Below are 11480 nucleotides of genomic sequence, written 5' to 3'. Positions count from 1 at the left end.
CCTATTGTGTTAGAGGGAACGAAAAACCTATTTCAAGAAAATGAAGATATTATAGTTGATACAGAAAGCGATGCAACTCGTGTCATACAGAGAATTAAAAACAAGCCATATGATATCTACTTAATTGATATAAATATGCCGTTAGAAAATGGCATTAATGTAGGACGTAACATTAAAGCTATCCAGTCAAATGCTTCAATTATTCTTTATACTGGTGATGATATAACTGATTATTATCCACTTATTTTAGAAAGGAAAATCGAAGGTATTTTAGCTAAAACAGCATCTAAAGAGCAAATTTTACGAACTGTTCGAGCCATTGCAAATGGTGAAATTGTTTTACCTCAAAATTTCTTGGATTTTCTGGATAATAAATTTCAATTGCAGGATGCCAAACTCGATATTCACTTAAATGAAAAAGAAAAGAAAATTTTAAGATTGATTGCGGAAGGGCATACAAATAAAGCAATTGCGATAGAGTTAAATATTCCTCAGCGAACAACCGAAAGATATTTAACTCAGCTGTTTTCTTTACTGAATGTAGATTCACGGATAGAGGCTGTAAATCTTGCAGAAAGAATGAATTTACTATAGATTGTCTGTATGTTATACTAACTTTCGTTGGTATATTTTTCAATAAAAAGGGAGAGTTTGGGTGGTTTCGCAACACTATATATTTACCTAGTTAATTACACCTGAATTTTAATTCTAAATACCTATATTTTTTTAATAACACCGCCAAATTATGGCGGTGTTTTTTCTATGTCCGCCAAATCACGCCGGAAATTGGGCTGAAAACCGCCAAAAAATTGGCGTAAACCCAACGTTGAAATGTCGGTGTAAGTACTGGTACGCTTAAGATAATCGTGGTTAAGTAGATTTGCTATAGTAGGTAATACTATATAAGATTTCGTTTAAAATAAGAGCCTGGCTATCTATGAAGAAAGTAGAGATTGTAGATTTTTTTAAAGTTACTAGCTAGTCAACGTACTTCACCATAAAACTTTATATAAAGGTAGGCGTGTATTTTGAAAGTAGAACTTGAAAATTTATTTTCTATAGATGAATCTAGTCAAGATCAAGTTATTAATGTTTATAATCGCTATGGTATTTTTATAGGTGCACCTAAAATAAGAAAAAGAAATTTAAAGGCATCTTTTAATCCTATTTTTACCTTAAATGAAGACGTAACATATGAACATGTAGCAGCACTCTACAAATCATTGGAACACGAATTAGGAATTGTTTCAATCGGAGAACGTTTTTACTTTGACTTTTCAGATAGCGAATATGAGCAAGCACCATTGTTCACACTAAACTCAACTGGTAACTCACCTGATATGTTTATAGATGATAGAGGAACTTTATTTTCTATAAACACCTATTGCCAGCATTGTGGACTAATGGAAAAAGAGCAGCTTTCTCCATTAGTGATAGATACAACAGAAATGAAAGACCGTCATCTAGTTCATGTGAGCGGATATTGGGTTGCTTCACAGGAATTAGCGACATTAATGAAGCAAGAGGATATGAAAGGCTATGAACTGTTAGAAGTTATTCATCAAGGACCGAAAGAAGGGAAGCAAAAAGCTTTTCAAATTATACCTACACAAGTATTACCAGAGAGTAGTGCTGAAAGAGTTAAGTTGTATTTTGCGACCGAGCAACCTCCATGTCGTTGTGGATTAAGTGGGGTAATCAATGGTCCGGATATTTATAATCGTAAAGATATAACCAATATTGAAAATGATGTTTTCTTATCAGCAGAATGGAGTCATGACGGTAGATATTTATATCGAAAGACTTTGTTCAGTAGAAAGTTTAGAGAATTAATTTATAAAAACAATATATCTCGTGAAGTAAGAGGAGAGAAGGATAAAAACTTTGGGCCGAAGGATTGGTTATTCGATCCAGTATTATTAAAATAATTTAAACTGAAGATGAGGAAGTGTATATTTTGTTTAGAAAAATAATACCTATCGTTGCAATCTTATTTATCGTTGCATTAGCTCTTTCAAATTATTTTAATAGGGCAGAAGAAAAAACATTTGTCCTACCCCAAGAAAGAGGGGGCACATTGGGTTAGATAAAGATTTACCAATCGGACATTTACGAGGAGATAATCTTGTACCTAACTTCTTGGTGTTATCTTTGCGTTGGGAATTGTACACGGGATAAAAAGCCAAATTCACCTTTAGTTGATGTAAATATGATATGATGTGAAAAATATAACAGCATATTGTTCTTGAGGTGAAGTATTATATGAAAAAATGGGCTTATCCTTTAGCGGTATTAACGCTCATTATCTTTTTTGTGTTACGAGTTACTTTTCAAAGTGAATTCATCAATACTTTTGATACAAAAATGGCAGATTTATATTTCAATAATCGTTTTATAGAATTTTTCCACTATATAGGAGAACCGATATTTGTAGTATCCGTAGCTATAGTCTTAATCGTGTATTTAGCGTGGAAAGCAAAAAATAACCGAGGTATATTATTTGTTTTGTTAACGGTTGCAGGTGGAAATGTACTTAACCAATTATTGAAAAAATGGGTGCAGCGGCCAAGACCTGAGATTGAAGAACAATTAACATCCTTTAGTTTTCCTTCTGGACATGCTATGACCGGTATCTTGTATTTATTTACAATAGCTTATATTTTTTCGGAGAACAATAGCAAGGGACGTAAGACATTGCTTTGGCTTGGGGCAATTGTTTTAACTGTACTTATTGGTTTGTCTCGAGTTGCTGGAGCCCGTCATTTTGCTTCAGATGTAGTGGCCGGATGGAGTATGGGCTATACGTGGTTTATCATTTGTGTTATTTGGTATGAACGTCGGAAGAGAATTATCAAATATGCCTCGGCATAATTGCGTCTCAATTTCACTGACATCCGCCGGGGGAGCGGAGGTTTGGACACCCACTGAAAAGTAACTTAAACCCGCATTCATCTCACCACCTATAGAGGTGGGGAGACTTCTGTACCTGTCGCTCGCTTTCGGTATAGAAATTAAAGAGAAAAATAAATCATGAGCATGAAATGGGAGCCATCTAATTGCAGGTGGTTCCCTTTGTTATGTAGAAATAAGAACGATCCGTATTAGCAGACCGCTCTTATTGCTCTGATCTCAATTACATGGAAACAGCCTTTTCCGCTTCCATAAGCTTTTTTACAGCTTCTAAGCAATCATAGAATGTTTCAAACGGCTTATAAGGAAGATGAAGGTCTTTACAGCGTTTAATAAGATGATCCCTGGCAAGTACTAAATCTGCCTGTTTTGCTGCCTCAAAATCAGAAAGTGAGTCTCCAATTACGATTTTAAAATGATTACTCTGTGCAACTTTTCGCATAACGCTTGGCTTGCAGCAACCGCAACCCTGTACATCAAATTTTGCACATTCTTCATCACAGCTATTTGGAAAAACGAGCTTAATTTGCCGTTCGGAAAAATCAGCACTGTTACAATATATCCCGGAAAATGGACCGTATTTTTTTAATAGTGGCTCAATGAAAAAATCGACACCACCGCTAACAATATAAAACGGAATATGGTTCTCTTGTGCATAACGAACGAAATCGCCAAAGCCCTCACGTATAATGGCCGTATCTAATAAATATTGGATCACAGTATTCTTTTGTTTAGTTGATAATAGCGCGAACATTGCTGAAACGCCATCTTTAAAGGTTATAGTTTGTTCCATCATTGCTTTAGCAATTTTCTCAGATTCCTCTGGAACGAATTGAGTCATTAGAGAGACGATATTATCTGTTTCTGTTATAGTGCCATCAAAATCACAGAAAATAATTGGTTTCAAGCTACTTCCCCCCTTCAAGAAAAAACGTCTACTTTTGCAGTAGACGTTCAAATTTTACTTGTACACCGTTTTCATCGGCTTTTGTTAAGATAATTTCATGCTCTGGAAATTGATTTTTCATGGCATTTACGAAATTTTGCGCAATAGCAGTAGGAATGATAGAAATCAGTGTTGGTCCTGCGCCGCTTAAAGCTGTTCCAAATGCCCCATTAGCCTTTGCTGCTTCATGAATCTCTTTATATTGTGGAATTAAATTGGCGCGGAAAGGTTCATGGAATAAATCAGCCTCCATATAACGACCTGCACGCTCGAAATCACGAACCATTAATGATGCAGCTAGCATATTTGCATTTGCAGAGGCCCTCACTGCATATGTTCGATCAAATTGTTCTGGTAAAACAGAACGGGATTCACTTGTTTTTAGTTCGACATCGGGCACATACACAATGAAGGAAGCATCTAGATCATTAACATGAAATGTATCAACAACGCCATTATCATTCATTGAAGAAATTGTTAATCCTCCTAATACCGAGGCTGTTGCATTGTCAGGATGTCCTTCGATTTGTGAGGACAAATTGAGTTTATCCTGTAAAGTTAAGCCTAAGTCACAGACTTGATTAGCTAGTTCAATTCCTGCAACGATGACCGCTGCACTGCTCCCTAAACCACGGGCTAATGGAAGTTCACTTGCCATTTCAACACGGCAGGCAGGTAGTTGCTTCCCGTATCTCTCCGCAATTTTTTTTGCAATGACGTATAGTAAATGCTCTTCCAGTTCAAACTCTTTAGGACCATTATCATCGAGGTGGATAATTTCCCAACTATCCTGTAAAGACACGGTTAACTTTAAGTAAAGGGATAAGCCAAGCCCTATTGAATCAAAGCCTGGACCTAGATTTGCTGTGCTCCCAGGAACCGTGATCTCCCACATGTTACTCATAGTACGCCCTCGATATATTTTCGAATTTCTTCTTCATCGTTTTTCAGTGAAACAACATCTACAGTCGAGACATTCATGGCAGTATCAGGATCTTTCAATCCATTACCCGTAAAAATTGTCACAACTTTAGAGCCCTTCGCAATTTTGCCATTTTCAACTGATTTAATAACGCCAGCTAATGATGCAGCTGAACCTGGTTCAACGAAGATTCCTTCAGTGCCAGCAATTAATTTGTAAGCAGCTAAAATTTCTTCGTCTGTAACTGAGTCAATAATACCACCAGACTCATCGCGAGCTGCTTCTGCAAATTTCCAACTTGCAGGATTACCGATACGAATAGCTGTTGCCACTGTCTCAGGATTAGCAATAGGTTCACCTTTTACAATTGCTGCTGCACCTTCAGCTTCAAAGCCGAACATTTTTGGTAAACCAGAGCCTTTTGCTGCATCGTATTCTTTAAAGCCTTTCCAGTATGCAGTAATGTTACCTGCGTTACCAACAGGGATGCAAAGATAGTCTGGAGCTTTTCCTAAAGCATCTACAATTTCAAATGATGCCGTTTTTTGCCCCTCGATGCGGAATGGATTTACAGAGTTTACAAGTGCCACTGGAGTTGTTTCACTTACTTGACGAACAATATTTAATGCATCATCAAAATTACCGTCGATTTCGATAATCTTTGCACCATACATTGTTGCTTGGGCTAGTTTACCAAGGGCTACTTTTCCTTTAGGGATAACGACTATGGACTGGATTCCAGCGCGAGTTGCATAAGCTGCTGCTGCGGCTGATGTGTTACCAGTTGAAGCACAAATAACGCATTTGCTACCTTCTTCAATCGCTTTTGCAACGGCAAACACCATACCACGGTCTTTAAAGGAACCAGTTGGATTTGCACCTTCAATTTTTCCATAAAGCTCAATGCCTAGTTTTTTAGATAGATTTACTAAATGTATAAGAGGCGTATTGCCTTCGTTTAAAGTCAGAGCAGGTGTATTTTCTGTTACGGGTAAAAATTGTTTATATTCCTCAATTAGGCCTTTCCACATAACGTTTACGATCTCCTTTTGTTCTCATAGGAAGAACAGTTGTTTTTGTATAAAAGACATTTTAACGCAAATTGCCCCATGTTTTCAATAGAATTTCATAAATTGTCTAAACAATTCGGTAATTTGAATTTTTGCTTGTCACTTTCTTGAAACAACTGTATAGTAAACTTACAATGTAAAGTCATGTGTAAAGACAGGTGGTTAAAATGACGATAAATACAGTATCAGCGGATAAATTTCAACAATCTATTTCTCGCAATAAGCTTTTAGGGGTAGCGGGGGTAGGCTGGCTTTTCGATGCAATGGACGTAGGAATATTATCGTTCGTTATTGCAGCATTAGCAGTTGATTGGGGATTAACACCAAGTCAGTCGGGTTGGATTGGTAGCATAAACTCAATTGGTATGGCTGTAGGTGCTCTTGTTTTCGGCGTGCTTGCCGATAAAGTGGGACGTAAACAAATTTTTATGTGGACGCTTGTATTATTTTCGATTGCGAGTGGCTTGTCAGCATTTACCACTACATTAGCTGCTTTTATGACACTACGCTTTTTAGTAGGCATGGGGCTAGGGGGAGAATTGCCAGTGGCGTCGACGTTAGTTTCTGAGAGTGTAGAAGCTAAAGAGCGTGGGCGAGTAGTTGTTTTGCTAGAAAGTTTTTGGGCGGCGGGATGGTTAATTGCTGCATTGATATCGTATTTTGTTATTCCTTCATGGGGATGGCGTAGTGCTTTATTGTTAACGGCAATTCCAGCAATATATGCAATTTATCTTCGTTGGAACTTGCCAGATTCATCACAATTTACTGTAAAGGCTGCGTCTAAGAAACGTAGTGTTATGCAAAATATTCGAGAAGTATGGTCGAAAAAATATGTACGCTCGACACTTATGTTATGGGTGCTATGGTTTACGGTTGTTTTCTCGTATTACGGTATGTTTTTATGGCTACCGAGTGTTATGGTTGGTAAAGGTTTTGATATGATTACGAGCTTTAAATATGTTCTCATTATGACGCTTGCGCAGCTACCAGGTTATTTTACAGCTGCTTGGTTTATAGAAAAATTTGGGAGAAAGTTTGTACTTGTTTCTTATTTAATTGGTACAGCAGTAAGTGCGTTCATTTTTGGTAATGCGGAAACACTAGTAGTGCTATTAACATCTGGGATGTTTTTATCGTTCTTTAACTTAGGAGCATGGGGTGCGCTCTATGCTTATACACCAGAGCAGTATCCTGCAATTATTCGTGGAACGGGTGCAGGAATGGCAGCAGCTGTTGGGCGCATCGGTGGTGTTTTTGGACCTTTGTTAGTAGGCTCTTTATTAACTGCAGGTTATGATATTGGTTTTATCTTTGCTATTTTCTGTGGAGCAATTATTATCGGTGTTGTTGAGGTAATATTCTTAGGTCGAGAAACGAAACAAATTGAATTAGAATAACAAAAATAAAAATGTCTTGGATGAACTATAATCCAAGGCATTTTTATCAATTGATTTACATAAAAATTAGAGGTTATTAATTTTTATTCAAATATTTTTAAAAATCTGTTAAAATCACAAAATAAGGTTCGTCACTGAAAATGGGGATGACATTTGGTTAAAAACGTATAGTACGTGGATCAATTGATTGCAGGCTAGGGGTTTATTGGTAATACCCGTGGCTACAGATGTAACCTTGGAGCGAGCTTCGCTAGGAAAGCTTATAGTCGCAACGGAAATCAACTCTTGTCCTATAAGGTTGATTCAGCGATAAACTATTGATAATAGAACTTTTTGGTCTCTTTTATATTAGCGAGTTAAAGCATTGAAGATTTTTCAGAAAAGTCATTGTATTCAGATTGTAATCGTGATACTGTATTTTTAACTTCTTTCAGCAATTATTTTCCGTACCGAAAGCGTAGCGACACATCCATGCATTTAAACGCCCGATGAAAGAAGTTAAAGCCTTCAGCCGATTACGGATGCATTGTTTATCTAAAGCGAAGCGACAGCACCAAATGTTTTCTGTGCGAAAGCGAAAGCGACAGCAACAATTATGTCGAGGCTTAATTGATCCGAATTTAGAGTCAGTAGGAAACAATCTCCGTTCGTGATAATTTCATTGAAAGAAAGGTTGTTAGAAATGAGCATTAATGAAGAAATAGAAAGAAGATTTGTTAGGCTGTCAAAAGGCCAGCGTAAAGTTGCGCAATTTGTTATGAGTAACCCTACAGTTGTAATTGGTAATGGAGCAGCAGAAGTTGGTAGACAGGCGAATGTTAGTGAATCAACAGTTATTCGTTTTTGTTATGCGATGGATTTGATGGGCTATGTCGAGCTTCAAGACAAGGTCAGAAGCGATGTAATGACTCAAAATGGCGGTGAGAGTATTCAACCTACATATTTTTCAAGTAAGCGGAATATTCCAAGTTTCGGTAAGGTGATGCAACGCGATATTCAAAATATTCAAGAGACGATTCATTTGATTAACGATAATATGCTTCAAAAAAGCTCAAAGTGGATGCATGAAGCAGAGAACGTTTATATTTTAGGTACTCGTCAAGCTGCGTCCATTGCAAATTGGTTATCGTATACAATGAAAACTTTACGTCCAAATGTAAAACAGCTTCGCTCAGAATCCGACGATATCGTACAACAAATTAACAGTATGGGGGAGCAGACGACATTAATAGTTTTTGCAGGGGACAAGTATTCAAACGACATTCAAACGATTGTAGAAATTGCCAAGAAGAAAAAAGCTAAAATTATTGCTATTACTGGTTCGGCCTTGTCTTCTATTCGGGAATATGCAAGTGCATTATTTACACTAAGTCTGAAAAAGCAATCTTCATTGGATGTTATTCCAGTAGTATTTTCGTTTTTACATGCGCTAATTGAGGAAATGGTTAATCAGGATAAAGCACAATATGAGAAATACCAGCAATCATATGAGCAATTAGAAAATAATTTGTTATTCTTAGATGCAGCAAGAGAGAAGCAAGTTTTCTAAACATTTTACAACGCGTAGAAAACGTAAAATCTAATTTATGCTACACATAAAAAAGATGTCCAAATAAGTTTTAGACATCCTAGAAAAAGAAGCTTATAAAATTTTACTTAAGCTATATTCGTTAATAAAGGTATCATTTAATTTAATAGCGTTTTGTCGGATACCTTCTTGCTGAAAATCTAGTTTTTTAAACAGATGTAAAGCACAATCATTATGTTCCATAACAGATGCTTCTAAGCGCGAAATATCCCGCTGTTTAGACCATTGTTCAACTGCTTTCATTAGCTCTGAACCAATACCTTGTCGTTGATGCTCTTCCTTAACAGCTAGGCGGACTGATGCAACATGCTTAGTTTTAGAATGTTTATAGCCATGGATAACGGCATAACCAGCAAAATTACCATTTAATATACAAAGTAAAATTGTACGGTTTTTTAATTGTTTCCAATTGCTTAAATCTTTACGAAGCTGTTGAACTGTGAGGTCTAATTCATTTTCCCTGTTATACATGAAGTCAGTTTGTTGGAAAATTTCTTCTTGCAAATGAATAAATGATCTGGCATCTGATGCTTCAATTGCTCGAATTATGTATGCAGATGGGTTTTCGTCATCTTTAGAAATATTACTCGTAGTCTTCATCTGTGTACGCGAGAAAGATACACTGGTACCGAGTTTAACATCAATGACATAGTAGCCTGCATTTGTCCATGACAAATAGTGAGAGAGAGGGGGCTTTGTTTTCTTCCACCAGCTCCTATTCAAGTAAGCTGCATTTGGCAAGGCTTGTCCCATAATGTTTTCGAGTTCGCTAAATGATAAAGTAATTTCTTGTTGTAAAGCTACTTCAAAATAATTTGCTAAAGGAATATACTTTTTTTCCATCTTCTTTGTCATCGTGATCCCCATTTCCTGTATATCCTAATATATATATAGACTACCTGATAATAGCATAAAATTACGGTTTCTTAAATATAAAAACACAACTATATATCTATTTATAGTAAAATTTTTTTATAAACTACGTATTATTATTATTAAGTGTTATAAATAGGATGTTATTAACAGATAAATATATTAAATCTAATAATAACTCATAATTGGATCATCACCAAAACATGTGGTTGATTTCCGTTCCGACTGGGCGCTTTCCTGGGGGCGTCCGATGAGCCGCTTCGCTGCGCTGCAGGGTCTCATCTGTGACGCTGATCCCCTAGGAGTCGCCCAGTCTCCACTCCAATCAACTATTTACATAGTAGACGTTTTAACAAAAGTCATCCACAACTTTTGGTGATGAACCTCATAATTGGTTTAATGGGTGATTTTTGTGGATTGCCACCGTGAAGTGAGGTTGATTTCCGTTCAGACTGTGCGCTTTCCTCGAGGCGTCCATTCTTCACCTCAATCAACTAATTCACATGACATAGATTTCAACAAGTAGTCTCGTAGGGAAAGTAAGTAAGAGATCAACTATTTTATAATAGTAAATTTTAACTTCTCTCAGCGGTTGTCCAAACATCCGCTGCTGCCGCTACGCTTTCGCGCAATAAACATTTGTTGGCCTAAAAGGCTCTGACGGTTGCCACTTTCCGATTCAGAACACAACTATGCCGAGGCATAATATTGGTAGTAGATCCTTTATAGATAAACTTTCACTTTATATCATGTTTGCTCATAAGGTATGGTAAAATAAAATATAAATGTTATTGCCATTTAGGAGGAATAATTTCAATGAGTAAAGTTTTAGTTTTTGGTCATAAAAATCCAGATACAGACACAATTACATCTGCAATTGTATATGCATATTTAAAACAGCAAATTGGCGTTGATGCTGAAGCGGTACGCCTTGGAGAAGTAAATAACGAAACTCAATTTGCTTTAGATAAATTTGGCTTTGAGGCACCTCGATTAATTTCTTCAGTAGTTGGAGAAGCAGAAAAAGTAATCCTTGTAGACCACAATGAATTCCAGCAATCTGCTGATGGCATTGAAGAGGTACAAATTACGGAGGTTATTGATCATCACCGTATTGCCAACTTCCAAACGGCTGATCCACTATACTACCGTGCAGAACCTGTAGGCTGTACTGCAACGATTTTAAACAAAATCTTCAAAGAGCATGGCGTAGCAATTCCTGCAAACATTGCTGGATTAATGCTTTCTGCTATCGTTTCTGATACATTATTATTCAAATCACCAACTTGCACTGAGCAAGATGTAAAAGCTGCTGAGGAGCTAGCGAAACTTGCAGGTGTTGATGCCGCTGAATACGGTTTAGCAATGCTTAAAGCAGGTGCTGATCTTTCAGATAAATCATTAGAAGATCTTTTATCATTAGATGCAAAAGAATTCCAATTCGGTGAATATAAATCTGTAGTAGCTCAAGTAAACGCTGTCGATATTAACGATGTACTTGGTCGCCAAGAGGAATTAGAAATTTTATTAAATAAAAATGTTGCGGAAAATGGTTTAGATTTATTCTTCTTTGTTGTAACAGATATTTTAAACAATGATTCAACAGCAGTTGCAGTTGGACAAGTAGCAGAGGTTGCAGCAAAAGGGTTTGGTGCGGAGCTTGTGAATAATCGCGTTCTTTTACCAGGTGTTGTATCTCGTAAAAAACAAATCGTTCCAGTTTTAACTGAGGCATTGAAATAATGAGGAAGAGGTTGCCCTGAAAAAGGCAACC

The 11480-nt window shown here is 36.8% G+C and carries 10 protein-coding genes; 6 read left to right on the top strand and 4 right to left on the bottom strand.

Annotation, left to right across the window (positions count from 1 at the left end):
- Positions 1-6 precede the first annotated feature (6 nt).
- From C7Y47_RS09390 to C7Y47_RS09380, 3 genes are all read left to right on the top strand, one after another.
- Entirely contained in the window at positions 7-594 is a 588-nt protein-coding gene (locus C7Y47_RS09390; protein ID WP_255505108.1) for a response regulator, read from the top strand.
- A gap of 434 nt (positions 595-1028) precedes the next feature.
- A complete protein-coding gene (locus C7Y47_RS09385; protein WP_142508539.1) occupies positions 1029-1928 on the top strand; it encodes a hypothetical protein in 900 nt (299 codons plus the stop codon).
- Between the two features lie 334 nt (positions 1929-2262).
- Positions 2263-2871, top strand: a complete 609-nt coding sequence (locus tag C7Y47_RS09380) for a phosphatase PAP2 family protein (protein ID WP_142508538.1) — start codon at positions 2263-2265, stop codon at positions 2869-2871.
- Between the two features lie 262 nt (positions 2872-3133).
- On the opposite strand, the gene C7Y47_RS09375 is transcribed toward C7Y47_RS09380, so the two are convergent.
- The 3 genes from C7Y47_RS09375 to thrC are packed head-to-tail and all read right to left on the bottom strand — an operon-like array spanning position 3134 to position 5809.
- Positions 3134-3817, bottom strand: a complete 684-nt coding sequence (locus C7Y47_RS09375) for a 2-hydroxy-3-keto-5-methylthiopentenyl-1-phosphate phosphatase (protein WP_142508537.1) — start codon at positions 3815-3817, stop codon at positions 3134-3136.
- Between the two features lie 28 nt (positions 3818-3845).
- A complete protein-coding gene (thrB, locus tag C7Y47_RS09370) occupies positions 3846-4760 on the bottom strand; it encodes a homoserine kinase (RefSeq protein WP_142508536.1) in 915 nt (304 codons plus the stop codon).
- On the bottom strand, positions 4757-5809 hold the full coding sequence (thrC, locus tag C7Y47_RS09365) for a threonine synthase (protein WP_142508535.1): 1053 nt from the start codon (positions 5807-5809) through the stop codon (positions 4757-4759). Before thrC ends, thrB begins: the two co-directional genes overlap by 4 nt.
- Before the next feature lie 206 nt (positions 5810-6015).
- On the opposite strand from thrC, the gene C7Y47_RS09360 reads away from it, so the two are divergent.
- Both C7Y47_RS09360 and C7Y47_RS09355 read left to right on the top strand, forming a co-directional pair.
- Positions 6016-7245, top strand: coding sequence for an MFS transporter (locus C7Y47_RS09360; protein WP_142508534.1), 1230 nt, complete (start codon positions 6016-6018; stop codon positions 7243-7245).
- 682 nt (positions 7246-7927) lie between these two features.
- On the top strand, positions 7928-8794 hold the full coding sequence (locus C7Y47_RS09355) for a MurR/RpiR family transcriptional regulator (RefSeq protein ID WP_142508533.1): 867 nt from the start codon (positions 7928-7930) through the stop codon (positions 8792-8794).
- Positions 8795-8887: 93 nt separating this feature from the next.
- Here the strand turns inward: C7Y47_RS09355 and C7Y47_RS09350 are convergent, their stop codons facing one another.
- Positions 8888-9688, bottom strand: coding sequence for a GNAT family N-acetyltransferase (locus tag C7Y47_RS09350; protein WP_255505107.1), 801 nt, complete (start codon positions 9686-9688; stop codon positions 8888-8890).
- A gap of 834 nt (positions 9689-10522) precedes the next feature.
- Here C7Y47_RS09350 and C7Y47_RS09345 point away from each other — a divergent pair.
- Positions 10523-11449, top strand: a complete 927-nt coding sequence (locus C7Y47_RS09345) for a manganese-dependent inorganic pyrophosphatase (RefSeq protein ID WP_142508531.1) — start codon at positions 10523-10525, stop codon at positions 11447-11449.
- Positions 11450-11480 lie beyond the last annotated feature (31 nt).

Origin of the sequence: Lysinibacillus sphaericus (assembly GCF_006864135.1) — a bacterium.
In the GTDB taxonomy this organism is placed as follows: Bacteria; Bacillota; Bacilli; order Bacillales_A; family Planococcaceae; genus Lysinibacillus.
The sequence above is the reverse complement of the archived record's forward strand: the minus strand, read 5'-3'. Positions and strand labels throughout refer to the sequence as shown.

Coding starts and splice junctions, on each gene's coding strand:
- C7Y47_RS09380 (WP_142508538.1), top strand. CDS start 2,263: ATGAAAAAATGGGCTTATCCTTTAGCGGTATTAACGCTCATTATCTTT.
- C7Y47_RS09345 (WP_142508531.1), top strand. CDS start 10,523: ATGAGTAAAGTTTTAGTTTTTGGTCATAAAAATCCAGATACAGACACA.
- C7Y47_RS09355 (WP_142508533.1), top strand. CDS start 7,928: ATGAGCATTAATGAAGAAATAGAAAGAAGATTTGTTAGGCTGTCAAAA.
- thrC (WP_142508535.1), bottom strand. CDS start 5,809: ATGTGGAAAGGCCTAATTGAGGAATATAAACAATTTTTACCCGTAACA.
- thrB (WP_142508536.1), bottom strand. CDS start 4,760: ATGAGTAACATGTGGGAGATCACGGTTCCTGGGAGCACAGCAAATCTA.
- C7Y47_RS09360 (WP_142508534.1), top strand. CDS start 6,016: ATGACGATAAATACAGTATCAGCGGATAAATTTCAACAATCTATTTCT.
- C7Y47_RS09350 (WP_255505107.1), bottom strand. CDS start 9,688: ATGACAAAGAAGATGGAAAAAAAGTATATTCCTTTAGCAAATTATTTT.